Source organism: Haloferax sp. Atlit-4N, assembly GCF_003383025.1.
In the GTDB taxonomy this organism is placed as follows: Archaea; Halobacteriota; Halobacteria; order Halobacteriales; family Haloferacaceae; genus Haloferax; species Haloferax gibbonsii.
Genome location: NZ_PSYY01000002.1, coordinates 738,669 through 764,824 on the forward strand (window position 1 = coordinate 738,669; position 26,156 = coordinate 764,824).

Below are 26,156 nucleotides of genomic sequence, written 5' to 3' on the forward strand. Positions count from 1 at the left end.
GGACTCACCTACTGTCTGCAGCACGCACATTCTGTCAGGCCCAGGGGCTTTCAACAGAGCCGTCCCGTCCTGTCGAGACTGAGGCGTCGATTCCAGGCGTGTTAGAGCTTGAAGCGTGCTGAAACAGATGAAGTCGTGGGGGTACGGTACTGCTTCACATCGCCAGAACGAGTTCTGTAGCGTCTCCGAATCCTCGGTGTGGACGTTCAATACGGTCTGCTCTCTCCCCACGACTTCATCTGTTCTTGCGGAACGCCCACAGACTCAGCAGCGACTACATCACGAACGAACTCTTCGCTTCGAATGGGCTGTGAGTCTCGAAAATCAGAGGGAGAAGCCATGAGAAGCAGCTAAACAGATGATGTGATGGGGGTCGGGAGACGAACGAACATCTGTGACCAACTGACGACGATGCACAATGTGGAGACCCCCGCCCCCCATGACTTCATCTGTTCTCCGATTCTTTGCAGCGGTTGCTGTGCAGTCATCTCGAATGCAGTTTCATCCAGCGAAGACCGAAGTTTCGACACTAGAACACGGGGATGTCCGGGGACGGCTTTAGGTGTGGGAGCTAGTCGAGCAAAACCACCCCCCGAAACGGGCCTGTTGCTCGGGCTGCGAATCGCCCGTTGGAGTCGGCATGCTACCCGAACATATCGATGAGTTCTCGCAGCAACGTCTCAAGTGCACTCAGAACTCCGTTATCCGCTCTTTCAGCCGAGGATGCAGTCGTCGTGGTCGTCTGTTCGGCAGGGGACGTCTCAGTATCCGTGGACGCCGCCGTAGTCGCTGTTGACGTCGTCCCGGTCTGTGGTGGGTCGGCGGCGTTACCGATGGCCCCAGATGCCGTCGCAGTGGCACCTGCATCGTCGACGACGAGCAGTTCGACGTCGCGTGACCCCGTCTCAGCGGGGTCGTAGGTCACTCGCTCACCCGTTATGACCGTCTCGTTCCCGATAAACCAGACATACTGGGTGATGGTCCCGTCGTCGGCAGACGCGCTCGCGTCGAGCGATACGGTCCCGTTTTGACCAGTGTCAGCTGAGAATTCGGCTGTCGGCCGTGCGTTTGGCGTCGTGACTGTGACCGTCTGTTCGCGAACGGCAGTTTTCCCACCGCTGTCGGTGACCGTCAGTCGAACGGTGTAGTTCCCACCACTCGCGTAGGTGTGGGTTTGCGTCGGCCCGTTCGCACTCGCTCCGTCGCCGAACGACCAATGATACGAATTGATCGGCCCTTCGGCGTCAGTTGACCCGCGAGCGTCGAACGACACTGACTCGCCGGCCTGCGACTGGAACGTGCTCGGGGCGAATGCAGCGTGGGGGGCCGTATCCTGTACTGTGACTGTCTTCGTCGCTGTATCGGTGTTCCCATTTCCGTCCTTGACCGTCAGCTCAACAGTGTACGTCCCCGGACTGGCGTAGGTGTGTGTCTGCGTTGATGTCGAGCGCTGGCTCGTTGTCGCGCCGTCGCCGAAGGACCACTGGTAGTGAGTGACGTTCCCGACGAGGCTGTACGACTGTCCGGCGGTCAGCGTCACCGGGTCACCGATATTGACGGTCGTCTCGCTCGCTTCGAATCGCGACGCGACCAACTGAACGTCTGGGATGGTGCGCAGATCATCTTCGAGTGCCGCGGTGGCCAGGTCTGTGTTCGTAAGCACCAGGTTCGACTCAGAATCGGTGTCATCCGATATCTCAGTCGTTGACGCGTCTGTCGACCCGTTGAGCGATGTGTTGTCAAACGATGGCTCTGTGATGTCGGTTATGAGACTCGTATTTGCAAGTTCGGTTGAGATCGTGTCGCCGGCCGTGACGCCTGTGAACTGACGTGGGGCCTTGCCGTCGGCGCTGACGAACACCTCGTAGGAGCCCTCAACCCATCGCTCTCCACTCCACGGCGTCACGCCGACGACCTCACCGTCGACGAAGACGGTCGCACCCGGCGTCGCAGTGCGGACCGTTATCGGCTGTTTGATCTTCGTCAGTCGCGCATCGATATCGTGTGGCGCTCCCATGCGGCGCGTCTCCGGGAGATACCCTCGGTCGGCCACGGTAACGCGAACTGGGCCATCTTTGCCAATGTCGGTCGGGACCGCACCGGTCCACGGCGTTGTCCCGACGCGTTCTCTGTCGATCGTGACGACCGCCCCGTCGACGTTCGACGTGATGGTTATGTTTTCGGACCGGTCCTGTTCCGGAGACTCGATCTTCAGTGGCTCGTCGGGAACGAAAATGAATGGTGGGGTCCCGTAGAGCGAGTCGAAGATCGCAGCGAACCCCTCATCTGGAATGTCCGTCGGACGGAGACAGGCGTCGAAGTCCTTGCCGGTCAGCGACCCTCTCGCTTCGGGGTCCCAGCAGGCGTCGAGCGTTATCCGTTCGATGGTCGTTCGCTCGGTTGCTGGCCCGAGGAATCGCGACATCTCGACTGCATGACTATCATGTGCCCACACCGCCCCCTCGCGTGCGGTCCCGACGTACAGTGGGGTCTCATCGGTCTCGTTGCTTGGCCCGAAGTATCGATCCGGTCCGATAGGCCGGTACGTCCCAAGATCACGGGGTCCATCTGCGGTGCCTGCAGTCATCACCTGTCCGGGGGTAAAGAACTCGTCTGACGCTTTCTTGGTGAAGAAATTGTGTAGTTTCTTTATCGGCCCACGCATGAGAACAGAGAACAACTTTGCTGTCGACCGGCCGACTTGGCTATTTTCTTTCGGATCTTTCGGGCGCGTGTCACTGACGATCTTGAACTGCAATCCTGAGGCATAGCCGTCGCCGTCGCGGTCAATCCGATCGACGACGACCAGTTCGTGTACGACCCCCGATCCTCGGGTCTCGAATTCGACTTGGGTCGGCGACGAAACCGCTTCACCCGTGTCCACAGACGGTCTTACCTCTGACGAGACGTGATGATCGTCGGGAGGGGGCGCAGGTATCGCCGCGACGGCCGCTGGTCCGGCAGCGATGACAAGCATCCCAATAGACAACAGTGTGAGTGTGGTGTGATGTACGCGTTTCATAATTATATTTGAACAGTATGATTACTTGAACTATTCACGGTATAGTTCTATGGGAGAACCGGCCAGCACCACGTTCTCACCGGCCCTAGATCCGTTTGAAGTGTGTCCTGTCGAACCGATCAAAATGATATAAATTTGGTAATAATGGCGTAGCACAGACTCGGGAGCGGCGATTCGCTCAATTCACTGAGGGAGGATATCTTCGACGGGTGTACTTCGTGTCAGATATAGTATTCGAAATGGAGCGAACCAAGGCGCTCACCGGTTGTCTCATCGTTCCGTGTCTTCTCTACGGCTCCGCCTTCGCCATCGTGGTAACTCAGTTTTCGGATGTCGTTGGTGCCAGCACTCGAAATTCAGGGCTGAGTTGCGCGAACTGTTCGCATTCTCTATCAGCGCAACGTCGTTCTCCACCGCAACACGTACGTCAGTGAGGCAACCCAGAACGCTGCGAGGAAGACATACATCGCGTCGCCCCCGGGGTTGATTGAGTCGGTGAACGTCCCCGAGAGAGCGTATGCGAGGACAGCGACGAGAACGGGCGCTCCAATGTACGCGACGAGATGCGGCTTCCAGTTCGTACCCGCGGCGCTCGTGCGTTTCACGTGAAGATACATCGCAACGCCGGTCAGCGGAACGAGTACCATGATAAGGCCGAACATGCCGAACACAGTTGCGAGGACGGCCGCTCCCTCGTGTGGTCCGAGAAATACAGTTCCGATGACGAGCGGCGCGATGACCACGTAGCCGACGATAACACCTGGCCATCCGCCGGGGACTTCGACCTGTGAGCCGAACCGTTCGACGAGCGCCGGCGTCAGCGGATACCGCCACGCGTCCCCGAATACTGCCTTGCCGGTTGCGATGAATCCGAACAAGAACGTACAGGTCGTGACGATCATCCAGACGAGGAGCAACGCCGAGATGACGAGACCGACCCCAGCGGCGATGGGTGCGGAAAGCGTAACGACGTTGGTGATGCCCTGTTCGGTGAGTTCGGCGTAGACGAATATGGAACCGAACGTCAGCACTGTCAGTGCCAGCACGGTGAAATGCCAGTCGAGAGCGTTGCGGGCGTTTCGTTTCGTGAACTCGTTGGTCGCGACAAGATACACCAGTCCGGCGCCGACGACGCCGGTTGGGATCGACAGCAGGTGGACGAGAATGCCGCCGATCGATCGTTCGTTGAGCAGTTCGGGACCGGGTGCGGCGGGCGTGGATGTCGATGTCATTGGGCTGTGGAGGGTTGTGGTGGGTGATGAGGTGCTGTTGGGTGGTGCTATGTCGATGAGAGGAGGTTCAGCGGGCCGTAGCGGTCGCGAACCCAGCGAACGAGTCGCTCGACGACGAGCAACGCCAGGCTGGTCACGAGCAGATCAACTGCGGTGTCCCACAGCACGATATCGCTCTGCGTGCTGCGTACATCAGCGCCGACGATCGTGAGAACACCGCCGAGAGCGAACAGCACTAAACTCAACTGAAGCCCGGCGAGTACGAGCGTGCGGATTCCTGCCGTGTCCGATAGCGTGAGGAATCCTCGCGTGGAGAGCCGGTCAAGCGGGGTATCTGCGTTCAGCGCGCGTTTTCCCTCGGGCGAGAGGGGCCAGTCCGACTCTGGATGGTTAATGTAGTACAGGGTGATCGAGTCGGGATACGTCTCTGTGGCCACGACGTCGATTGCTTGTAACTCCTGTAACCGATTTCGAACTGTCGCCCTGCTCACTTCGGGTTTGATTCGCGCGTGCAGTTGCCGGAGAGAGAAGAACGGTCGATCGGACTCGATCATCGTCTCAACGACGTGCTCTTGTGTGAGCGTGTTGTCGAGGTTCCGATCGATTCGTTCATCGATCCATGACGGGAGCGTGGACACGGTTCCACCGTTGTCGACGGGGATTATTAAATCGAGACGGATTTTTCGACCCCGCGAACCGCCGTTTCACGGCCGTGAAACGGCCCGTCATCGCTGTGAGAACGGTGTTCCGGGTGGACACCGATAGTTCGATAGTTCGATACTACTGTGGCAATCGGTACCGTCGTTCACTCGACTCTGTGTCTGTCGTTGTCGAAGAACATCACGCGCTCTCTAGTGTCGATGCGGACTCCGACGTGGACGACGCGACTCCTGAGGCGTCGTAGTCCTCACGGGAAGGACCTTGGGTCGACTTTACATCGGAGCGCTACCCGGAACCACCCAGTATGACTCGTGACCGACTCCTGAGTGCCGAGACGAAAACGACGCTCGTGTTCATGTTCCTCGGGCTCACCGCCTGGTACCTAGCACAGCAGTATCTGGGGAACTGGCTTGTGGAACTCGTCGCGCTGTTCGGTGTGGGTATCGTCCTCCCGACGTTGATCAACGAACTCCGTCGGCAGTCCAACGAGTGAGGTGGCGGCGTTCTCGGGTGTGCTGGAGTGCCACTAGCTGCGTTCTTCGAGTTCCGAAACCTGCTCCAGTAGTTGTTCGAGCTGTGGGGATGGCCGATACCGGACACAGCCACTCCGTCGGTCGTGTTCGATAACGCCCGCGTTGACGAGTTTCGGCAGCGAAACGTGGTACAGACGCTGTTCGACTCGTGCGTTATCGTCGTCCGCTCGCTCTCGTTCTCGCCCGACGAGATGCTGGACGAGTCGTTCCACACTCACAGTCGCTTCGTCCGCGTCACGGAGAAAGTACAGGACGTGACGACGACGCTGTTTTGCGATGACGTCGCAAAGCTCTCCGATTCGATCAGGATCCTGCTGCGACGACGGCACGTCGAAAGTGGACATCTACCGGCAGTTCTCGCGACCGGACAATTAGTCTCCTGCGTAAACTACCCCACCCTACTCCCTCGGCGCTCCGCGCCTCGGTCCTTGAGGGTAGGGCTTTGATGTGGACTCCCGGCGATCAGTCGCCAGCAAGAGGCTGGTGACTCTCACCGTTCAACATCCCACCATTCAAACGCACGTCTACTGGTGCGTCTCCGCTCCCCGACTTGGGCGAGGAACGGAGTTTGTGCGTCTCCTTCCGAACGTACCTCACGCCGATGTTCTTCGCTGCATTGTAGTCGGCGTTCACTTCGTACCCGCACTTCAGGCATTCAAAATACTCTCCGTGGCGGTTGTCCTCGTGCGTGAACCCACAGTCCGTCCGAGAACAGCGTTGGGACGTGTGGTTCGGCCCGACCTGCTCCACCGAAACACCGCGTTCCGGGGCCTTGTACGAGACGTACTCGTACAGACGTCGGAACGCCCAGATGTGGTGCCACTTTGCCTGTGGAAGCCGCTCTCGAATGTCGGTCAACTCTTCGAACACGATCACGTCGCAATCGTGTTCGACGGCCTCCGTAATTATCTCATTAGCGACGGTGTGTATGTACTGTTTCCGCCATGCTTCCTCTCGCTTTCCGAGGCGCAACAAGGCGTTGTGTGCGGCTTGCGTGCCGCGTTGTTGCATCTCACCTCGTCGTTTCTCGAACTCGCGGCACCAGTGGTCGTAGTCGTCTCCCTGCCAGAAGCGTCCCGTCGAGGAGACGGCAAGACTGCTGACGCCGAGGTCGATACCGAGGACTGTTTGGTGCTCAGTATCTGCCGAAACCTCAGACGGCTCGCCGTCTCTTTCGGAGTCGTACTTTCGGGTGGTGATATGGAAGTAGAACTCGTCGTCTACTGCGTCGTACTGAAGCGTGCTCGCTCGGAACTCAAACTCCTCTGACAGCACGTACTGTTCGTACGGTGTGGGGCTATCCGAGGGAAGTTCAAACTCACACTCAACACGGCCGTTGACAGTCGATAGCGAGACTTTGTTCCGGTAGAACGTAGCGCTCCGCTTGTCGTAGAGCATACTCCACGATGTGAACTCCGGTTGACTCACTCGCTTCCCGTTTTTCCACCGTTCGACACATCCTTTGACGGCTTCAACGCCGCGTCGGATGGCTTCCTGAACGAGGTTTGCGGTGAGATTAGTTTCCACACGGAGTTCGTCGTAGAGCGCGTCCCGTGTAGTCGTGTTGACCGTGACGCACTCGGTGTAGGAGCGGTCGGACCAACAGAACTCAGCAGCACGGTTGGCACAGTGAAGGAACTGCCGGGCGGATTCGTGGAGATCCTCGCGTCGCTCGTCGGGAACGACGAGTTTGACGGGTGCGGTCCGCCGGACCTCCATGTTTCAGATGTGTTGCTGATGGTTCTTAAACGCTTGGGAGTCAGGTCGTCGCAGTATGCCGGTTGTGTCGCACCATACCGGTTTCCTCTCCGGCCTACTCACTCACTCCGTTCGCTCTTTGAGGCCGGAGGCTCCACCTCGAAAATGCTGAACCTCCCGGGTGTTTATAGGCTCTCGTCTCTTTTTCCCATATAGTGAGGGATGCTACCAATGCTCATAGCAGAATTCACGATCGACCATCCGATTTTGCTCACGCCGTTACGGGAGATTCCCGACATCGAAGTCGAGTGGGAAGAGACGTACCGGGGGCCAGACGATCGGACGCAGATGCTTTTTTCGGTGCGGAGCGACGACTTCGCGGCGGTCGAGGCGGCGCTGGCTGACGACCGCTCAGTCACGAATCCAACCGTCTTGGACGACACGGGCGACCGTCGGTTCTACCGGGTGGACTTCACCTCGGCCGGAGACGAGACGAATCTCATGCCCGAGTTCATCTCGGTCGGGGGCGTCCTCCAGCGAGCGGTCGGGACGAACAGCGGGTGGCGGTGTCACGCCCGCTTTCCGAGTCGAGACGCGTTCAGACACATCATGCAGTTCTGTGCTGACCACGATATCACCGTCTCCGTCAAGCGACTCTACGAGGAGACCGACCAGGACGGACTCAGCGTGTCGTTGACGGACGCCCAACGAGAGCTGTTGGTTGTCGCATCCGAGTGTGGGTATCTGGAGATTCCTCGGACGTGTTCGCTGGCCGACCTGGGAGACCAGCTTGATATCTCAGACAGTTCCGCCTCCGAACGGTTTCGCAGAGGCGTAAAGCAACTCGTCCAGCAGACGGTGGTCAACGAGTCGGCGGCTGCACAGGGGTAGGTCGTGGGCTTCGGCTGTGATTCATGGGACCCCTCGTTGCTCGCGCACCTCTTGTTCAGTATGCATCAGTTTCGAATAGTCAAGGAGAAAGCCCCACCCTTCTGGGTGCGGAGGATGTCAATGCTCAGCGAGGTTGTCTGTGAGTGCGTCACCACGGTCGAGGACTTCCTTCGAGGCGCGGACGGCTTCGGCATCCTGTCGCCCGATGATTTCGGCAAGCTTCTCGAACTGAATCTGACCATCCAGATAACGTTCAACGACGGCCTCACGAAACTGCTCGTCAGACGCTTTTTGTTCGAGATACTGCCGGAGCGTTTCGGTGAGAGTCTCCGTTCGGTTCGTGTGCGTCACTTCGGCCGCGACGTCCGTGCGTGCCACCAAGGCATCTGGCAGCCGGAAGTCGACTCGCTTCGTGCTCATGTACAGACTGTGTCTGTACAGACTCAAAACTGTGTCAGCGTGTCGATGGTGTTTTCGACGACACACAGTCGCTGAGTGTTGTGCGCCGTTTCCGTGGCGTCTCGCGTCTTCGCCGCCGTTGTGCGTTGTCTGTCGATCAGCTGTCGACGACGTTCTCGATGAGAACTGCCCCAACGAGGTACACCGGTCCCAGATACAGAATCGCCATCACGGGGAGCACGATGAATATCGGTGTGTGACCATCTCCGGTCTCGTATACCTGTGCAGCCAACAGCACGGCGATCAAGCCGAGGAAGAAGTCCGTCCGGTCCACGTGATTCGTTTTGGGACCCATTCCCTGTTAGGTGTGGTGTCCAAGTCGTCACGTCGTGGAACGGGCGACTCAACGAGCGTGTATGAGACGGGTGAGTCGCTCTCATGTGAATCATACATTCTGACATATCGTCAGATTGTGTCGAACGAACGTCGCGAGTTGACGACGACATCCAGGGAATGCCTGGTTCTCGTCTCATGAGAGTTATTGACATGTATATGCTGGTTTGGCACCTCTCTCTAGTGAGGGTGTTTTGACCGATGACCCAAACCGTCTCGACCAGACACGAACAGCCCATGAGTGCCTACCTCGCGCTCTGGAACGGTGAGACTTCGAACACAGACGCCGTCTCCGAGTCGTTCGTCGCCTACGAGCCAAGCGCTCCCGGCGGTGAAGTACACGGGCCGGACGCCCTCGAGGCATACGTCCGCGAACTTCGGACCGCGTTCCCCGACTTCACAATCACTCCCACGGCGCTCCTCGAAGACGCCGAGATCGTCATGACCGAGTGGACCGCAACCGGGACGCACGACGGCGTGTTCAATGGCATGCCCCCGACCGGACGCACGTTCGAGCACACGGGCATGTCGGCGTTCGTCCTCACGGACGGAAAGATACAGGAAGAACGGATGTACTACGACCCTCGAGAGATTGCCGAGCAACTCGGCTTCCTCGAGGAGTAAACGTCATTTTTACAATATTTCTGGCGGGAGATTGTCTCGATGGATTCGGCCCTCCGCAAACACCTCCTGTTGATCGAGTTTTTCCTGCTCGTCCTGATCGTCATCGGCGTGTTCGCCTACGGGCAGTTGGTGCCACAATCTGGATACCTCGGACTCGGACTCATCGCCCTCGTTGTGATACTATATCTGTCTGTGTACGATTCGACCGGTTGAGGTTCCGCTCAGCGATTCGTGCGGCGGAGATACACACCACCAAATAGGCAGACAGTTGCCACCAGCAACAGCCCTCCGCTCAGGACGTCTCGAAGGCCTCCAGAAACGCCCGGGTTCGCCACCAGTCCGAAGGTGCCTTCGAACACGACCGATTGAATGACCAACGCCAGCCCCCCAATCGAGATCAGTAGTTCTGGAACGCGTGTGCTCGTGTCGCTAGGCATGTCGGCATTTTTATAGGAGATGTTGATGTACGCTGTGGTTTCCTGAACCGCGCGTATTCGCCTCCCGTCCTTGGCGAGGAGACAGCGAGTCTCTGCTGACTGCCACGCCTTTCGGGGGCGTGGTCGATCACTCGTCGAGATATGGTTTCTCGATCTGTTGGTCGCCTCCGATGAGTGTCGTCAGCCATCGCGTGATGATATCGAACACCGCAACGAGCGGCCCCAGTGCACAGACGAGGATGAGAACACTCACCGAGAGTGTCGCAATCACGACGGTGGAACCGGGGGGATGTCAAGAGAGAATGGCAACTCAACGTATCATACTCAGAAGCGCGATTATCGGTCTACAGCTGATCTGGATGACTGCGCCCTTGCCGTGCCATTGATTCGATATAAATTGAATGGCCTCAACCTATATTAATACATGGCTCGTAGAACAACGTATGTCCGAAGATGAAGAGAACTCTGAGAGGGGGATAATGGAACGCCACACTACAGGGGAAGACCGTGTTCGGATGGTCGCTCGCCAACTGTCCAAGCCACAGACAGCCAACTGGATTGCCTCCGAAGCCGAATGGTCACACGGCCCCACAAAGCGCGTCCTCGAACGACTCGTCGAGGACGGCGTACTCCGTCGTGATGAAAGTGGCACCCACACCACATATCACCCAGACTATCGCAGGCAAGCGATGCAGGAAGCAATGCGGCTTCGTGATAGCAGCCACTCCGTCAAAGAACTGACCGACCGCCTCGCCGAGTTCAAAGCACAGATCCGAGATTGGAAAGACGAGTTTGCTATCGAATCACCAAACCATCTCCGTGCAACGCTCGCGGAAGATGACCTCAGCCCAGAAGAGGAATCCCGGCGACGAGAGATTGCACGTGAATGGGAACACCTCCAACGGCGCATCCAAGTCCTCGGCTTCGCGATTCGTGAGTGGGACTTCTTAGCCCCCGAGACACAGCACGCAGAGGTCGGAAACTAATCGATGTCTGTCCCACATCCGGGTGGTGATCCGAACGCAAATTTGTATGCACAACTCAAGCGAGATGTTCTTGACCGAGTCCCCCACATTACTGCGGTTGAGTACGTCCCGGACGATATCGAAGCAAAGAAGCTCCGAGCGACGTTCGACCACACCCGAATCCGGCCTCCCACTGGACCTGAATCACCGGAACTAATTGTCACTTGGTACCGCCAGACCCCACACGATTGGTTTCGCGTGAACTACAGTGATTCCAATACGGGCTTTCACGCAGGGTGGCATCAAGACGAAGACCACCCAGACCTCGGCTTGGCACACTTTCAGTACACGACGACTGACAGCGAAGATCGGTGGGGAGTCTCATTCGAGCACGAGACTCCATCATTGATCCTCTGGGAAATCATCGAAGAGTTGCTTGAGACCGTGCTCCCAACATACCAACAGTGATACAGAATCAAGCGCATACCCGCGTCTTTAGGCGTGGGAGGGGGTCAAAGAACGCGTGTGCCCATGTCGGCACGCATGTCACTCATCGAGATATGGTTTCTCGATCTGTTGGTCGCCCCCGATGAGTGTCGTCAGCCATCGCGTGATGATATCGAACACCGCAACGAGCGGCCCCAGTGCACGTTCGACGTACGAGATTGGGCGAGCGACACGGAGACTCCACGACTCGGCGTGGCCGAGGCCATAGGATTTCGGCACGATTTCCCCGAAAACGAGGATGAGCACACTCACCGAGAGTGTTGCGATTACGACGGTGAAACCCGGAGGAATGAACCGTGCAACCAGCAGCGTGACGATGCTGGTGATGGCGATGTTGACGAGGTTGTTGCCAACCAGCAGCGTGACGAGCAGTCGATGTGGGTTCTCACGGAGCTGTTGGAGTGTGCGGCTGTCTTTTGTGCTGTCTTCGGGAGCGGTCTGCAGCCAGTCATCCGGGAGCGAAAAGATCGCTGACTCGCTGCTGGAAAAGAACGCACTCAGCAACAACAAAATCACGACTGCGACGAGCGACGGTCCCAAAATCGAGTATGTATTCATACAACACTCGTACGGTGGTGGGCGTATGAATATCGGTGGTTGGTCGTTCCTTGGGAGGGGACTCCACGCTACTCCGTTAGTTGGATTACCAGTCGTTCGATTCGAGTTTCATCGACAGCCTCCACTTGAATGATGTACCCGTCCATATCGATCTGATCGCCAACGACAGGAACCCTGCCGAGGCGACTGAAGACCAGTCCACCGATCGTCTCGACGTCGTCGCTCTCGAATCGGGTGTCGAGTCGGTCGTTCACGTCCTGAATCGGGACCCCTCCGTCGACGACGTACGCGCCGTCGTCTCGCTTCTCGATAGACGGTTCCTGCGCAGCGGTATCGAACTCGTCTTGGATGTCGCCTACGATCTCTTCGAGGATATCCTCGATGGTCACAATCCCCTCGAAGACGCCCCATTCGTCGACGACGACGGCCATCTGGCCTTCCCCACGCGTCTGAAAGTCGGCGAGAATCGTGTCGATCCGTCGCGTTTCCGGGATGGTGAGGACTGGCCGGGCAAGGTCTCGCGCAGTCATGGATTCATCTAACTCCGTTTCGGTTTCACTCACTCGCAAGATGTCTTTCGCGTGGACGAACCCGAGCGGCTGGTCGCCATCCTCGTCGAGCACGAGATAGCGGGTGTAGGTTCCCGTCGCGACAACTGACCGGAGGTCCGGAAACGACATCGAGGCGGGGATGGTCTCGACATCCGGACGCGGAATCATGATCTCGCGAGCGATCGTGTCGCCGAGTTCGAAGACGCTCTCGATCATTTCGACCTCGTCGACGTCGATGTGGCCCGTCTCTTCGGACCGCGTGAGGATCATCCGAATTTCCTCTTCGGTATGGGATTCCTCGCTTTCGGATGCCGGTGAGACGCCAGCGAGGCGGGTGAAGTAGTTGGCAGTCCCGTTGAAGACGATGATGCCGGGCACGAACACGTAGTAGAAGAACTTCATGAGCGGGGCGACGAGGAGCGCGATACGCGGGGCCTCTTGAATCGCGAACGTCTTCGGCGCGAGCTCGCCGAATACCACGTGGAGGAACGTGATGAACCCGAATCCGAGAACGAACGCGACGAGATGGACCGACCCCGCGGGAAGCACCCGCCCGAGGACGGGTTCGATGAGCGCTGCCACTGCCGGTTCGCCGATCCAGCCGAGACCGAGCGAGGAGAGCGTGATCCCGAGTTGACTGACCGCCAGATAGTCGTCTAGGTTCTGGATGACGTCCTGTACGGAGAGTCAAGGAGAAAGCCCCGCCCTTTAGGGCGGGGATGAATCCGGCATAATCCTCCACAGACCACCGTTCAAACACTCGGATGGATATTCCACGCTGCGTAATCCATACCTTCAAGTAATATTCTCGACATAGGTTACGTATGGCGAAACAGGTCGTCACCCGCACCTACACTGCTTCCATCAGGAACCAGCAACAGGTGTCTGACGACCTCGATTCGCTCGGGTTCGCAGCCTCGAAGCTCTGGAACGTCGGACGGTGGGTCTGCGACCGCGTGTGGTCGGAGATAGGCCACATCCCCGGTCACAACGAACTCACCTCGTACCTGAAGTCGCACGAACGCTACGGTGACCTCCATTCGCAGTCAAGTCAGCGAGTCCTGCAAGAACTCGCTGAAGCGTTCACCGGCTGGTACGGCAAACGACGCAACGGAGACACGAAAGCGAACCCACCGAAGTACCGCAAACACGGCGACGAACACCCCCGAAGCACGGTGACGTTCAAAGCCGCCGGTTTCAAACTCGACACCCAGTACAACCGAGTCCGACTCTCCAAAGGCTCGAATCTCAAAGAGTATTGGTCGGACTTCATCCTCTGTGAATACAAGACAAGACCTGACGTTGACCTCTCCACTGTAGAGAGCGTTCAACAAGTTCGGGCCGTCTGGACAGGTGACGAGTGGGAGCTACACTTCGTGTGCAAGGTCGAAATAGAGGTTGCTGAAGCCCCCGGTGAGAAGACCGTGGGTGTTGACCTCGGCATCAACAACTTCGCCGCACTCGCCTACGAAGACGGCCACAGCGAACTGTATCCACTGAACTGCTTAAAGCAGGACGACTACTACTTCAGCAAACGACTCGCTCGGTGTGACGATTCAGACTCCGACCAAGCGACACGGTTGAATCAGAAGAAGTCGGCTCGCCGCACCCACTACTTCCATACACTCTCCAAACACATCGTCCAGCGATGTGTGGACGAAGAAGCTGGAACGATTGTGGTGGGCGACCTTTCTGGCATCCGAGAAGGTGAGGGGAACGGTGAGTCGAAGAACTGGGGTAAGCACGGCAACCTTGACCTGCACTCGTGGGCGTTTGACCGCTTCATCGACCTCGTTGAATACAAGTCCGAGATGGAGGGCATCACGGTCGAACGAGTGTCTGAGCGAGATACGTCGAAGTCGTGTTCGTGCTGTGGTCGTAACCGTAAATCAAACCGTGTTGAGCGTGGGTTGTACGTGTGTGATGACTGCGGTGTGGTGGCGAACGCGGATGTAAACGGTGCTGAGAACATTCGACAGAAAGTATCTCCGAGTCCTTCCGAGGATAGGAGTAACGGCTGGTTGGCACAGCCTTCGACGTTCTTGTTTGACAAGGAAACTGGTGCGTTCGCACCTCAAGAACAGGTAACGTCGTAAACCACAATATCCCAACTGCGGTCGGGAATCCTCGCGCTTCAGCGCGGGGAGGATGTCAACTGCGTGGGCCGAACTTTGACGAACGCGAACTCCGCAGCCACGAAAACGCCGTTCATGATGACGAGAAAGAACGCGAGAAGTAATCCGCCGAGAGAGAACAAATCCACCATACTCAGTTACCGATGTCGTGGCACTTGTAGGACGTGGATGTGCACTCAACAGCCGGGGCTGTCACGAAGGTGGTGGCCACAGAAGTCGCCCAGGAATGCTGTGTTCCGGCGCTGTTGGAATCCCCAGCCGCTGTTCTTTGTTGCGGCTGTGCTGAATAGAGGCGCGAATCGGTCGTCGCTCCGTCGCTCTACGTGACCAAATTGACTCGTTCAGTACAGAGAAAACAGTTACCCAAGCAGATATCTGTCTGACATATGGTGGCCAAGCAGAAATTTGCGTATATTGTTGCGACGATTATGGCTGCAGTATTGGGCGTCGTCGGAGCGTGGCTTCCATGGGTGCGAAAGCAGCCAGCCGGCATCACGGACGAATACATGGTGGGCTTGGATGCCGGCTTTTCTGACATCGACCTCCTTGTTACCATCCTTGTTGTGGCCGTCGTTGTGGCCGTCGTGTTGGGGCACTACCGGAACTGGCGACCGGATGGCATTCTCATCGGTGCTGGCGGACTGATACTCATTGTGTTCGGTAGTGTGTTCCAGAGCTACTCTGCAGTAGAGCGATATGTAGTCGAACCGGGGCTGTATCTCTTGATTGTCAGTGGTTTTCTGTTCATCCTGATCGGAGTCGTTGCAGTACTGAGTCGGCGTATGACGTTCCCACCTCAGTATCGCGACGAGGCAGTCTAGTACCCCGCCGTTCGACGACAGTCCTAGACGTTTCCGTTGATGCTGTCGGCCACGCGCTGGCGGTCGAACAGCTGTTGTGCGTCCGCAATGTCGGGATACGGGCCACCCTCGTAGGTCGGCCACGCGCCGAACTGCTCAGGGTACAGTTGCTTGGCGATCATCTCGAGTTGGAACAGGTTCATCAGCGGACCGCCGTAGCGAACTCCAATCGGGAACACGCGGTCGTTTGCGACCGCTGAGAGGCCCTGCGCAGTCGGTTCGTCGTACAGCTCCTGTTTGGTCGCCTCCCAGTTCGGTCCGAGTCCGCCGTCGACGAGGATGACGTCCGGGTCGGCTTCGACGAGCGCTTCCATGTCGATTTGCGTCCCGCTCGGGACGTCGGCGAGCGCGTCTTCGGCGTCGAACACACGCGTGTGAGCTCGGACCGTCCCGGGGCCGTTGAGCGGATACACCCAGATGCCGCCCCGCCACAGGAACCGTGCGACCGACGGTCGCTGGTCGGTCTCTTCGAGGCCAGCCGCAATCGTGTTCAGGAGGTCGCGGCGGATGTCTGCCAGCGCCTCGTACTGGTCCTGTGCGTGGAACACCGTCGCGACCTGCTCGAAAATCTCCCAGAGCGTGTAGTACTGGTACTGGTCGACCCACGCTGCCGGCGGTTCGCTGTGGTTGCGGCTCAGCGAGTTCCCGAACCACGGCGCGATTGCCGTCCGAACCTCCTCGACGTCGTCGGAGTCCCACGCCTCCATCGTCGCCATGAGCGCGGGGTCTTCGAGGTGGAGGTCGCTGTCGAGTTCGTAGAGCACCTCCTTGTCGGGATTCCAGGTGTCCGCCAGCACGGACCAATCGACCGAGACGCCGGGGAGTCGCTCGAGAAGCAGGTCGTATATCTGGCCGAACCCCTCGGGGTTGTACATCCCGTTGAGCGTCTCGCCGTGGCCGAGTGCGACCACCATGTCGGCGTGGTGGAGAAGGACCGTGAACACGTTCTCCGGGGGGTCGGTGAACGACACACGACCGGCCGGCGCGAGGGTGGCGGTGTAGCGCTCGTCGTCGGGCGTCGAAGTCGTCGTCGTGTCGGGTTGCGTCTGTGTGGTCGTCGCCTCGGACGCCTGTCCGCTACAGCCGGCGAGTGCGGCCGTCACTGCAGCGCTCCCGTACGTCAAGTAGTCGCGCCGCGTCAGTGCATCGTGTGTGTCTGACATGCATTTTAGGCCTGCCTAAAGATAGATAACAACTTCGGTTTTTAGGTGGGCCAAAATATTCTGTGCGTACCTGGCGTTCAGTGAGAAATGGACTAGCCACAGTAGCCGAACCGGGCAACACACCAAGACGACGAACGCTCACGGCAGAGCGCCGCGAGCGAACTTAAGTCGTCGTCGTGTAGAACAACCGCTGGACGTCGACGATGTTGAACACCCCGTTTCCGGTGACATCGAAGCGCTCGCGTTGCTCAGTGACCGCCTCGCTGTCTCGATGGGTGAACAGCGCCTGGACGTCGGAGACAGTGACGGTGCCGTCGCCGTTGACGTCTTCGTACACGCCATCACCATCGGGGTCGGTCGGCGGCGATTCGAAGTTACCGATCGGGTCAACTGTCGGTGCAGTCGGGTCGTCGCCGACGGTGAGACTGCGGTTGAGCGTCGTCTGCGTCCCCGTGTCGTCACTCGCCGATACGTCAAGTGTGTACTCGCCGGCGTCCGTGTCGATATAGCGCGTCGTGTAGACGTACGTCGACCCGTTTTGTGTCTGTGAGAACGCGTCGAGTGTGATCGTCTCCTGGGATACCGTCTCGGTGCTCGCGAGGACGGCTTTGAGCGAGTCGAGTGACTCATTCGCTGTGACCGTGAGGACGAGATCGCCGTCGACCAGTTCGGTCGTTGCGTTGAGTGCGAGCGGGGTCGGCTCGTCAGTTTCGGTGCTCACGGGATATTCATCGTCAGCTACCCCGACGAGGTCCGGGTACGCACCCGACTCAACCTGCCACGTTTCGTCGAAGTCCAGCGCAGTCAGGTTCGTCGTGGCCGCCTCGCCCGCCATCTCGGCGGTCGAGAGCCCGACGCTCCCGTTACCCGCCGCCGCGGAGGTTGGTTGGCCGGTAGTCTGTTCGTTCCAATACGACCCCGTGACCGAACTGCCGTAGTAGAGGCCGCCGACGAGTCCGCCGACGGTTTCCTCGCCGGTCACGTTCGCTGTCGCGTACGAGTTCGCAACAACCCCGCTTTCGTAGTTACTCGACCCGACGAGCCCGCCGACGTAGTTCGTGCCGGACACGCGCCCGTGGGCGTGTGTCGCGGTGATGTTCCCCGAATTATACCCGACGAGCCCGCCGGTCGCGACGCTGGTGTCGTCGGTCGTCCCGACGACGGTCGCGTTCACCGCCGCGCGTTCGATCGTCCCGGGGTTCTGTGCGGCGATACCACCGGCGTACGGCCCACCGGTGATGGTCCCGGTCACGACGACGTCGCTGATGGTTCCCTCGTTTTCGCCAACGAGGCCACCTGCGCTCCCGGGGCTCTCAACCGTGACGGCCGCGCGTGCGTGTTCGACTGTCCCGCCGTCGGTGGACGCTACCACGCCGGCGACGGTCCCGGTTCCGGTCACCGACCCGGAGACAGTCACCTCGCGGACGAGGGTGTTCGTTGCCGACCCGACGAGGGCAGCAGTGGTGAAGTCACCAGTAATGGAGACGTCGGTCAGTCGGAGGTTCGTTATCGAACTCTCCGAGGCGTAGCCGACGAGTGCGACACCACTCGTCGACGGCCGGTCAATCGTCAGCCCCTCAATCGTGTGATTCGCCCCGTCAATCGTGCCCGTGAACGGCGTCCCGAACGTTCCGATGGGTTCGAAGCCAGAGCCGTTGTTCCACGTCGCCGTCTCGGTCGCATCGATGTCCGAGTCAAGTACGTAGTGGGCATCGAGGTCGTCGCGTATCGCGGCGAGCCCAGAGGCGTTGGTGATGACGTACGGGTTCACTTCGGTCCCGTTTCCGCTCTGTATTGCGAGCGTCCCTGTCGATTCGAGGCGTGGTTGTTTCGTGGGCTGTTCTTCGTGGTCGACTGTCGTCGCGCCTGCAATCGGTGCGGTGGCCATGAGGCCGCACAGCAGGAGTATACTCGCGATATGTGTGAATTTGTGTCCCATGTATCGATGTCGCGTCGCGTCTGTTGGTCCCGTGTTCGACAACTCCCTTCGTCGCGGCATCGCGAGCGTTAGTGCTCGCTGTGAACCGGCTGCCCCGACATAGCCGGTTGTTGATAGGTTTCATATTTGTAAAGTTATGGGACACCACAGGGGTTGCGGGGTGTGGCAGCTGTGGGGAGTGAACATCTATCCCGCCTTCCTGCGATTGCTCTCGTATGAGTACGGACGACGACGGGATGGATTCGGCGGCGATAGGCACCTGGATTGCGATTGGGACCGGATTCGGCGTCGCTCTTGGTTTGGCACTCGATAATCTTGCATTGGGCATCGCAATCGGCGTGGCGCTCGGGGCCGGTCTGGGGGCTGGGTTGTCGTCGCGGTAGGGGGGTTCCGGTCGGTGGGTTCAGGGACTCGTGGCGCTGCTCAAGACTCGCGCCACTTGCGGCCGCACTCGACGCAGGTGAACAGCCGAACCTCGTAGGAGCCACCCGGTTTCGGCATCATCTCGTAGTTGGCTCGGTCGCTGTCGCAGTCGTCCGCCGGACACGGTTCCTGCATCGTCTCGGTGGAGCCGTGGGTCGCGTCGGCCACGGCGGGTGCGCCGTCGTCTCGCTGTCCATCTTGAATCGCCATCGCCGCTTCCGCGTTCGCGTCCCGCGGCTCTTCGTGCGCACAGGAGCGACACACCCACGTGTCACCCTCTGTGTGCATTATCGACCCGCATTCGGAACAGAATTGCATTTACCGGAGGAACACACGGGTCGCAGATATATGTATTAATTTCCGATTCGTCGTCCAGGTGCCTCCTCGTGCTGACAGTACGGCCGACTCTCGTTACCCGGCTCTTCGGGCAGGTCGTCGCGTTACTGGGAGGTTTCACTCTCGAGAACAACAACGGTACCGGAGCAGTCGAATATGTGCTCCGAAGTTAGGAATCAAACTATAATAGTTTGAGCTATAATAGTTCAAACTCTAACTCTACGGGTCAATCACGAAGGCAGAACCCCACGACGGGAGGACTCTTCGCACACCGTGTTCGATTTGAATTCACCGCTCGAATCTCGGTTTGATCGGCGTCTGAGCCGATATTGCGTAGTCGACGCTTCCGGACAGATTTCATTTCGACGATGGTGTGGGGTGACGATCTAGTCGGTCGTTCGACTTCTACAGTCCACGAGTCGATGTGGTGAACAGCTTGAGTCAACAGTCGGTCGTAGACTCGGTACCGCGCTCGATTGTGGTCACGGGGGGACACCGTTTTGCAAGTGTTTTGAGAGCACAGAGGGACAGAGTAGGTTCACGAACGGGGGTGACCGAAGTCCTGAGTGCTCCACACCAGACCAATCTGTGGTGTTTTTCTGACCCGTTGAGTGGTTCTCAACTGAATCACACAGTTGCGTTGTCAGCGTCAGTAGTCCTGTTGACCAGGACAGACACACCGTTTTGCAAGTGTTTGACTGAGACAGACGAGGTGACGCTTCTGTACGAACGGGTACTGTTGTTCACGGTACACAACTCGCGCGAGAGTTGCATTGGTAGTCACCCAGAAACGACCGCGACGCCGCAAGTCCCGTCACGGTATAATATTCCACCCTCCAAAGTGTTGCATGTGCTCTGGTTCTTTATCACACTCCCACACACCGTTTTGCAAGTGTTGTTGATCACGTCGTGAGATATGGGGTTCACCTAAGCGGTAGCGCGGAGGCTCCTTCGTCAACGAACGAGCAAAGCGAGTGAGTAGGGAGGGGAGGAAGCGCGTTCGTTTCGAGAGCAAACGCTTATTCCGATGCCTCGCCGACCGTGAGTGGCTTTCTGGTCGGTTCGCATTCTGTTTTCTCTAGTCCACGGAACGAGCACGGCGAGGGATTCGAGGAGGAGTCGACCGTGGACCCGTTGCCGTACTCAATTGTAGACAGAGGGGGACACCGTCTTGCAAGTGTTTCTTGCCGTTGTTGTCCTCGAGCGATACGCGGGAAAGGATCGGAAAATAACACTTGGAAAGTGGTGTGTTCCACATATAAGAGAGTTACTAACACTTGGAACACTCTGATGGGTGGTTTTATAAATAGACCTGTCGTATTTAGCGTAATGACCCATCATGAGTTCCGAAAAACACGGGATATCTTCATCACGAAGGACGTGTTTTCAGAGAACTACTCTCCAGAGGTACCCATCGAGCGTGATGATGAGATTGATGAGTACATGACTGCACTCGAGGACTCGCTCTTCGGGGATCAACCATCGAACATCCTCACGTACGGAAAGACAGGCGTCGGAAAGACTGTCGTCACGAAGTACGTCCTCAACCTCCTTGTTGAGACAGCAACTGAGCGCGATGTCGACATTGAATACTTCGAGGTGAACTGCGGCAGCAATCAGACGTCGTACCAAGTGGCCCTCTCACTCCTCAACAAGATTCGTGCACAAACAGGACAGTCACCGCTGAACCGCGGCTACGGTTTTTCCGAGGTCATGTCGCGGTTGTACGAACAGATTGAGTCGCTGGATGCGACGGTCTATGTGATGATTGACGAAATCGATTACCTTGGCGGTGATGACCGTATTCTCTACGAGCTACCACGAGCGTACAAGAACGGCTACTTGGATACGAGCTTTGTCGGCGTCATCGGTATCTCGAACGACTACTCATACCGACAAAACCTCTCGTCGAAAGTCAAGGATACGCTTCAGGAACGTGAGATTCGATTTCCGCCGTACAACGCTAGTGAACTGCAGTCGATTCTCCGTGAGCGGGCAAGTGAAGGCATGAAATCCGGTGTCGTCGGTAATGGTGTAATCGAGCAGTGCGCAGCACTCGGTGCCCGAGATACGGGATCGGCCAGACAAGCAATCGATCTCCTCCGGGAAGCGGGAAATGTCGCCGAAGAAGCGTCAGCAGGTGAGGTTGAAGTCAGCCACGTCGAACACGCAAAGGAGCGAGTCAAACGCGGTCGTATCCGGGACGGAGTCACCGACCTGACCGATAGTGGGCTGATGGTTCTACACGCGGTTGCGAGCCTCGCTCGGAGTGGTGAGACACCAACTCGGCTCAAATCAATTGTTTCGGTATACGAGGAAATTGCGACGCACTACGGACGCCGTCCACTCGGCGAGTCGCGTATCAGAGACCATGTGGGAGATCTGACTATGCTCGGGTTTGTGACTGAAGAACGGAAGAACCTCGGCCGAGCAGGAGGACAATTCTATCAATACTCACTTGCAGTCGATAGTGACCTCGTGTATGACGTCGTCTCCGAACGACTGTCGTAACGAGGGACGCAAATTCGTGTGCGGCTACTCAGCTATATCTTCAGGGACACCGTTTTGCAAGTGTTTACTGGAAAACCCTTACAAGCACAACCGGAGTTGGCTGCTTGAGCAGGTTTCGAATTGAGAAAGAACACTTGCAAAACGGTGTGTGGGTGTCGTATAAAGAACCAGAGCACACGGAACACATTGGATGGTGGTGCGATATAGCTCAACCCGTTATGCTGGGGTGCAGATTAGCTGAAAATCAGCGCTAAGCCTCCTTCCTCAAGGAGCGACCGAAGGGAGTGAGTAAGGAGGGAATACAGCGTTCACGAGAGCAATCATGTGGGCGAACGAGACACAGGGCGTCTCGTCAACGCCGCACGATTAGCAAACACGTTCGACACTCTGCCCACAGGCCAACGTTTCACCATAACCATTATCCGAAGATGAACGCGAGCAGTGCGGCAACTGCAAGTATACCGAGACACACCCACAGGAACGATTTCACTGTCGACGTGAGAAGCGACGATCCACCGCCTCCATCGGTGTAGCCCATCGATTCGAGGATGTCGGAACCGGTGGTCGACGAACCTGAGTCTCGGTGCCCCTGCGGTGCGTCCTGTTCGGCAGTCTCTCTGCCGACTGCACTTCCGAACCCGGCACCTGACGGATCTTCCTGGACCAGACGTTCATTAATTGGTTCGGTGACACTAATAGTAGTGGCTTCCGAACCGAGCGCGCGAGTCGACCCAGGGAACTCACGACTGAGGTTTGTTAACAATCGTTAACCGCCGCTGGCACCTAGTGGAATGCCAGTATGACCGCCGACGAAGCGTCGGAATACGGACCGACACCGGAGCAGGCGTTTGCCGTTCTCGGCCACGAGACGCGGCTCGCGATCCTGTTTGCGCTCTGGGAACACCGGCGTCTCGACGAACACGTTCCGCAGCACCCGATGACGTTCTCAGCGTTACGAAAGACCCTCGGGATGCGGGACGGCTCGCAGTTCAACTACCACCTCAAGCCCCTCCTCGGTCGATTCGTCCACCATGTCGCGGACGGGTACGTGCTCCGACGGGAGGGCGAGCGTGTGGTCAGCGCCATCCTCGCCGGCGCGTTCACCGACGAACTCGTGTTCGACGCCGTCCCGAACGACAAGCCGTGCGAACTCTGTGGCGGCCGAACCGTCTTCGAGTGCAACACGGAGCTGACCCGTGGGTACTTCGCGATCAGGTGTACCGAGTGCGACGGAGCGTTCGGTGGCACCGGCTTCGACGGGACGTTGAGCCTGACCGAATCGCTCTCGCCGGTCGGGACTCGCAGTCGAGACCCCGCGGAGTTCTACCGGGCACTCGACGTCATGGTGAAACACCAGATCATGTCCGCAATCGAAGGCGTCTGTCCCGACTGTACCGGCACCACGAGCGCGACGCCCCACGTCTGTCGGGACCACCACGTGGAACCGGGTCACCGCTGTGTGTCGTGTGACACCATCTTCGAGGTCCAGTACGACATCGTCTGTGACGTCTGTCACCAGCGGTTCAGTATTCCGAGCAACCGCTGTTTGCTCACCGAGCCGCGAGTGCTCGTCTTCCTCGAAGACCATGGCTACGACCCCTGGTACGACTGGCTGTTGATCGAACTGGAATTAGTCCACCGCCAGACCGTTCTTTCGGAGACTCCGTTCGAACTGGAGATGGTCCTCGAGGCCGACGGGGACCGACTGGTCGCGACCCTGGACAACAACGGGGCCGTCACAACCCTCTGTAGATGCTCTCGAGAGCAGTCATGACAGGAGACTCAGGCTACTGAATTCCAGTCCGATCCTGGATAGAAATATAATTCAGCTTACATATATGCCCTGAGACGCCGTCAGTACTCACGAGGAGACATGACCAGATTCGAACCGGTTGGACGAAGCGCGATTGAACAGCCCGACGGTGTGTTGCGCCGGACCGTGTTGAAAGCCAGTGCCCTGACCGTCGCCGCGCTCGGCACGAGCGTTCCCGTTGCCGCCGACCCGATAGATCACAACGGCGAATCGAAAGCAGACCGCGACGTCGACAGCCCCGTGGGCTTTACCGTCGACCTCCTCGCAGGGCACGCGCCGTTCCCCGACGAGGTTGCCGCGACGTTCCGGCTGAAATACGAGGATGGAGACGGAACCATCGTCTCCAATTTGCCACGGGACGCGTCGACGACCATCTTCGCGAAGGTGACGTGGGACCCCGAGGGGACCTCGGGCTGGCACACCCACCCCGGACCGGTCATCGTCAGCGTCGTCGAAGGCGAACTCGAACTCATCAACGAGCGCGACTGCATCACTCGGACCTACTCGGCGGGTGAAGCCTTCATCGACCCCGGGCAGGGGAACATCCACATCGCGTCGAATCCGAGCCAACGCGACATCGCCGTCGCCTACGCGACGTTCCTCGGCGTGCCAGCCGGCGCGCCGGCGACGGTGCTCGTGCCTCCAGTGGTCTGTGACTAGACGCTGGGTCCTGCGTATCCAACGTCGGGTGTTTGCGTCATGCTCGGCGGGCATTGCGAACTCGGCCGGGCGCCGTGCTGTGTCGTGTGGGTTCGGGAACTGGCGTGCGGTGGCGGCCCGTTAGCGGGGACGCCGTGGAGCACGGTTCGTTACGCTGCTGATTGGTTCCCCGCACCCACGTCCTCGGGTGCCTGCTGGAGCCACGCGTCGAAGTGAACGTTCGATTGGCCCGCGCTGTTCGGGTCTTCGGAGACGGCTGCACCGCTGCCGTTCGCGAGTGTCCCCGTCACCGGGTCCGCGAACGGTGCGTCCACGTCCGCGGCGCTTGATGGCCCGTCGCTCGCACCCCAGTAGTTCGACGTCGCATTCACCACGTCGGCGTTCTGATTCAACACGCCGTACGCGGTATTGTTGGCGATGCGGTTGTCGTGGACGGCGACGAATGCAGCGCCCTCGGCCGTGGGCGAACAGACTGCCGACGCCTGAAGGGTGATGCCGTGTTCGTTGTGCTGGATGTCGTTGCCCTCGACGACGAGGTTGCGGTCGAGCGCCCTGACGAAGATGCCGTCCGTGTTGTTCATGATGTCGTTCCCGCGAATGTCGTTCGCGCGGTCATCAGTCGAGTCGACGAAGGAGACCTCGACGCCGATTGCGTTGTCTGCAAGCGTGTTCCCCTCGATGGTGTTGTTGTACGAGTTCGACCGAAGCGACACGCCGACGTCAGTGTCGGTAATCGTGTTGGCTGTGATCGTGTTGTCCGTGGCGAGTTGGCTCATGACGACTCCGGTTTCCGCCCCGGAAATCGTGTTGTTCCGGACGGTGTTCGACCCGGCGTTTCGGAGGGCGATGCTCCCGCGTGGCCCCGTACCGGGGTTGGTGAGGACGTTGTCTTCGATGGTCACGGCCGACGCGAACGAGACGGTGATGTCGCTGTGGGTGAGCGTGTTATTCGCGACGCGCGTCTGGGTCGGGACGCCGCGGGCCAGCCCGACCGCAATCGAGCCGTTCACGACCTCGTTGTCGACGAGGTGGGTGTTCGTGACGTCATCGGACGCGTGTTCGACGGTGATCGCCCCGTTGACGATGCGGTTCGACGCGACGACGTTGTCGGAACTGCCGTCGTTCACCGCGGGATCCGAGGTGCGGACCTGAATCGCGTCTCCCGACTCGGCGGTCGCGACCACGTCGTTCCCGCTGACGATGGCGTCGTTGACGGTATCGAGGCGGATGCCAACCGTCTCGTAGGTCGTGATCGCGTTATCGACGACTTCGATTCGGTTCGACCCCGCTGTGCGGACCGCGCTCTCGACGTGCTCGAAGGTCGAGTTCCTGACCATCGCTCCGTCTGAAGCGGTCTCGTATCCCGGCCGGGTGTCGAGCGAGCCAACCTGGACGCCGATAGCTGTCTCGGTCACCGTGAGGTCAGTCGCCGTCGCGTTCGGCGCGAAGACGAAGTTGAGGCCGGTCCCCCAGGAGTCGACGGTGAGGTCGCGGACGGTGACGTTCGCGTGGCCGTCTGCAGTCCGGTTTTCGGTCTGGTTCGCGTTGACCGCGACACCGTCGCCGTCACCGGTCAGGGTGTGACCGTTCCCGTCGACGACGACATCACTCGATTCGATGTCGAGACAGGGACTGGCGGTGGCGTTCGTGATGTCGGTCCCGAGCGTGTAGACACCGGGGTCGGTGATGGTGGTACACTCGGTGATCGGCTGTGAGTGAGGTGTCTGTGCCGTACCAATTGTGGGTGCCGCCGTCGACGCCACTACGAGGGCCGTCACGACGGCGACTGTCGCAAGTAATCGTCGCATCCGCGTGGGAGTGGTCAGTGTTACCGCATTATTATCAG

At 58.7% G+C, this 26,156-nt stretch carries 25 protein-coding genes and 1 pseudogene; 13 read left to right on the forward strand and 13 right to left on the reverse strand.

All coding sequences use genetic code 11. The annotated features are described in order from the left end of the window. Positions 1–643: 643 nt before the first annotated feature. The 3 genes from C5C07_RS22160 to C5C07_RS12940 form a co-directional block, all read right to left on the reverse strand. Complete coding sequence (locus C5C07_RS22160) at positions 644–3,022, reverse strand: PKD domain-containing protein (protein WP_115805214.1); 2,379 nt, start codon at positions 3,020–3,022, stop codon at positions 644–646. Positions 3,023–3,414: 392 nt separating this feature from the next. Next, positions 3,415–4,254 (reverse strand): DUF4870 domain-containing protein, encoded by an 840-nt coding sequence (locus C5C07_RS12935; RefSeq protein ID WP_115805216.1) that lies wholly within the window; start codon positions 4,252–4,254, stop codon positions 3,415–3,417. Positions 4,255–4,301: 47 nt separating this feature from the next. After that, on the reverse strand, positions 4,302–4,892 hold the full coding sequence (locus C5C07_RS12940) for a hypothetical protein (RefSeq protein ID WP_004975782.1): 591 nt from the start codon (positions 4,890–4,892) through the stop codon (positions 4,302–4,304). Positions 4,893–5,218: 326 nt separating this feature from the next. Between C5C07_RS12940 and C5C07_RS12945 the strand changes: the two genes are divergently transcribed. Further along, the gene (locus tag C5C07_RS12945; RefSeq protein WP_004975784.1) at positions 5,219–5,407 is read left to right on the forward strand and encodes a hypothetical protein; all 189 of its coding nucleotides are present in this window, start codon (positions 5,219–5,221) and stop codon (positions 5,405–5,407) included. 72 nt (positions 5,408–5,479) lie between these two features. Next, positions 5,480–5,893 (forward strand): hypothetical protein, encoded by a 414-nt coding sequence (locus tag C5C07_RS21885; protein WP_233510362.1) that lies wholly within the window; start codon positions 5,480–5,482, stop codon positions 5,891–5,893. Positions 5,894–5,909: 16 nt separating this feature from the next. Here the strand turns inward: C5C07_RS21885 and C5C07_RS12955 are convergent, their stop codons facing one another. Next, positions 5,910–7,166, reverse strand: coding sequence for an RNA-guided endonuclease TnpB family protein (locus tag C5C07_RS12955; protein ID WP_049967536.1), 1,257 nt, complete (start codon positions 7,164–7,166; stop codon positions 5,910–5,912). A gap of 210 nt (positions 7,167–7,376) precedes the next feature. Between C5C07_RS12955 and C5C07_RS12960 the strand changes: the two genes are divergently transcribed. Continuing rightward, positions 7,377–8,036, forward strand: a complete 660-nt coding sequence (locus C5C07_RS12960; protein ID WP_004975792.1) for a helix-turn-helix domain-containing protein — start codon at positions 7,377–7,379, stop codon at positions 8,034–8,036. Positions 8,037–8,153: 117 nt separating this feature from the next. On the opposite strand, the gene C5C07_RS12965 is transcribed toward C5C07_RS12960, so the two are convergent. Beyond that, positions 8,154–8,456, reverse strand: a complete 303-nt coding sequence (locus C5C07_RS12965; RefSeq protein ID WP_233510365.1) for a CopG family transcriptional regulator — start codon at positions 8,454–8,456, stop codon at positions 8,154–8,156. A 136-nt stretch (positions 8,457–8,592) separates the two neighbouring features. Then, positions 8,593–8,769, reverse strand: a complete 177-nt coding sequence (locus C5C07_RS21715) for a hypothetical protein (RefSeq protein WP_193492567.1) — start codon at positions 8,767–8,769, stop codon at positions 8,593–8,595. 260 nt (positions 8,770–9,029) lie between these two features. On the opposite strand from C5C07_RS21715, the gene C5C07_RS12975 reads away from it, so the two are divergent. Beyond that, the gene (locus C5C07_RS12975) at positions 9,030–9,452 is read left to right on the forward strand and encodes an ester cyclase (RefSeq protein ID WP_004975797.1); all 423 of its coding nucleotides are present in this window, start codon (positions 9,030–9,032) and stop codon (positions 9,450–9,452) included. Between the two features lie 39 nt (positions 9,453–9,491). Next, on the forward strand, positions 9,492–9,665 hold the full coding sequence (locus C5C07_RS21310; protein ID WP_158546583.1) for a hypothetical protein: 174 nt from the start codon (positions 9,492–9,494) through the stop codon (positions 9,663–9,665). 351 nt (positions 9,666–10,016) lie between these two features. Here C5C07_RS21310 and C5C07_RS22120 read toward each other — a convergent pair whose 3' ends face one another. Continuing rightward, the gene (locus C5C07_RS22120) at positions 10,017–10,142 is read right to left on the reverse strand and encodes a hypothetical protein (protein WP_255565254.1); all 126 of its coding nucleotides are present in this window, start codon (positions 10,140–10,142) and stop codon (positions 10,017–10,019) included. 148 nt (positions 10,143–10,290) lie between these two features. On the opposite strand from C5C07_RS22120, the gene C5C07_RS12985 reads away from it, so the two are divergent. Continuing rightward, the gene (locus C5C07_RS12985) at positions 10,291–10,875 is read left to right on the forward strand and encodes a hypothetical protein (protein ID WP_049905126.1); all 585 of its coding nucleotides are present in this window, start codon (positions 10,291–10,293) and stop codon (positions 10,873–10,875) included. 3 nt (positions 10,876–10,878) lie between these two features. Next, complete coding sequence (locus C5C07_RS12990; protein WP_115805220.1) at positions 10,879–11,322, forward strand: hypothetical protein; 444 nt, start codon at positions 10,879–10,881, stop codon at positions 11,320–11,322. Positions 11,323–11,400: 78 nt separating this feature from the next. Here C5C07_RS12990 and C5C07_RS12995 read toward each other — a convergent pair whose 3' ends face one another. Both C5C07_RS12995 and C5C07_RS13000 read right to left on the reverse strand, forming a co-directional pair. Beyond that, positions 11,401–11,919: a DUF21 domain-containing protein gene (locus tag C5C07_RS12995; RefSeq protein ID WP_004975803.1), complete on the reverse strand. Its 519-nt coding sequence runs from the start codon at positions 11,917–11,919 to the stop codon at positions 11,401–11,403. 68 nt (positions 11,920–11,987) lie between these two features. Then, positions 11,988–13,151 (reverse strand): annotated as a pseudogene (locus C5C07_RS13000) (hemolysin family protein); the annotation flags it as partial. A 143-nt stretch (positions 13,152–13,294) separates the two neighbouring features. Between C5C07_RS13000 and C5C07_RS13005 the strand changes: the two are divergent. Together C5C07_RS13005 and C5C07_RS13010 are read left to right on the forward strand one after the other, a co-directional pair. Continuing rightward, positions 13,295–14,566 carry an RNA-guided endonuclease TnpB family protein gene (locus C5C07_RS13005; protein WP_115805221.1) on the forward strand — a complete coding sequence of 424 codons (1,272 nt, stop codon included), beginning with the start codon at positions 13,295–13,297 and terminating at the stop codon, positions 14,564–14,566. A gap of 425 nt (positions 14,567–14,991) precedes the next feature. Then, positions 14,992–15,426 (forward strand): hypothetical protein, encoded by a 435-nt coding sequence (locus tag C5C07_RS13010; protein WP_004975813.1) that lies wholly within the window; start codon positions 14,992–14,994, stop codon positions 15,424–15,426. Between the two features lie 23 nt (positions 15,427–15,449). On the opposite strand, the gene C5C07_RS13015 is transcribed toward C5C07_RS13010, so the two are convergent. Together C5C07_RS13015 and C5C07_RS13020 are read right to left on the reverse strand one after the other, a co-directional pair. Continuing rightward, positions 15,450–16,628 (reverse strand): ABC transporter substrate-binding protein, encoded by a 1,179-nt coding sequence (locus C5C07_RS13015; RefSeq protein ID WP_049905128.1) that lies wholly within the window; start codon positions 16,626–16,628, stop codon positions 15,450–15,452. A 163-nt stretch (positions 16,629–16,791) separates the two neighbouring features. Then, positions 16,792–18,516 carry a GLUG motif-containing protein gene (locus tag C5C07_RS13020; RefSeq protein WP_233510367.1) on the reverse strand — a complete coding sequence of 575 codons (1,725 nt, stop codon included), beginning with the start codon at positions 18,514–18,516 and terminating at the stop codon, positions 16,792–16,794. Between the two features lie 266 nt (positions 18,517–18,782). On the opposite strand from C5C07_RS13020, the gene C5C07_RS21720 reads away from it, so the two are divergent. Continuing rightward, positions 18,783–18,950 carry a hypothetical protein gene (locus C5C07_RS21720; protein WP_004975817.1) on the forward strand — a complete coding sequence of 56 codons (168 nt, stop codon included), beginning with the start codon at positions 18,783–18,785 and terminating at the stop codon, positions 18,948–18,950. A 40-nt stretch (positions 18,951–18,990) separates the two neighbouring features. Here the strand turns inward: C5C07_RS21720 and C5C07_RS13025 are convergent, their stop codons facing one another. Then, the gene (locus tag C5C07_RS13025; RefSeq protein WP_049905129.1) at positions 18,991–19,308 is read right to left on the reverse strand and encodes an RPA12/RPB9/RPC11 RNA polymerase family protein; all 318 of its coding nucleotides are present in this window, start codon (positions 19,306–19,308) and stop codon (positions 18,991–18,993) included. Positions 19,309–20,655: 1,347 nt separating this feature from the next. On the opposite strand from C5C07_RS13025, the gene C5C07_RS13030 reads away from it, so the two are divergent. The 3 genes from C5C07_RS13030 to C5C07_RS13040 all read left to right on the forward strand — a co-directional run bounded on the left by C5C07_RS13030 (position 20,656) and on the right by C5C07_RS13040 (position 24,310). Then, positions 20,656–21,837, forward strand: a complete 1,182-nt coding sequence (locus tag C5C07_RS13030) for a Cdc6/Cdc18 family protein (protein ID WP_004975819.1) — start codon at positions 20,656–20,658, stop codon at positions 21,835–21,837. Between the two features lie 799 nt (positions 21,838–22,636). After that, on the forward strand, positions 22,637–23,611 hold the full coding sequence (locus tag C5C07_RS13035; RefSeq protein WP_115805223.1) for an ArsR family transcriptional regulator: 975 nt from the start codon (positions 22,637–22,639) through the stop codon (positions 23,609–23,611). Positions 23,612–23,776: 165 nt separating this feature from the next. After that, the gene (locus C5C07_RS13040; protein WP_233510368.1) at positions 23,777–24,310 is read left to right on the forward strand and encodes a cupin domain-containing protein; all 534 of its coding nucleotides are present in this window, start codon (positions 23,777–23,779) and stop codon (positions 24,308–24,310) included. Between the two features lie 149 nt (positions 24,311–24,459). Here C5C07_RS13040 and C5C07_RS13045 read toward each other — a convergent pair whose 3' ends face one another. Then, on the reverse strand, positions 24,460–26,088 hold the full coding sequence (locus tag C5C07_RS13045) for a nitrous oxide reductase family maturation protein NosD (RefSeq protein WP_158546584.1): 1,629 nt from the start codon (positions 26,086–26,088) through the stop codon (positions 24,460–24,462). Positions 26,089–26,156 lie beyond the last annotated feature (68 nt).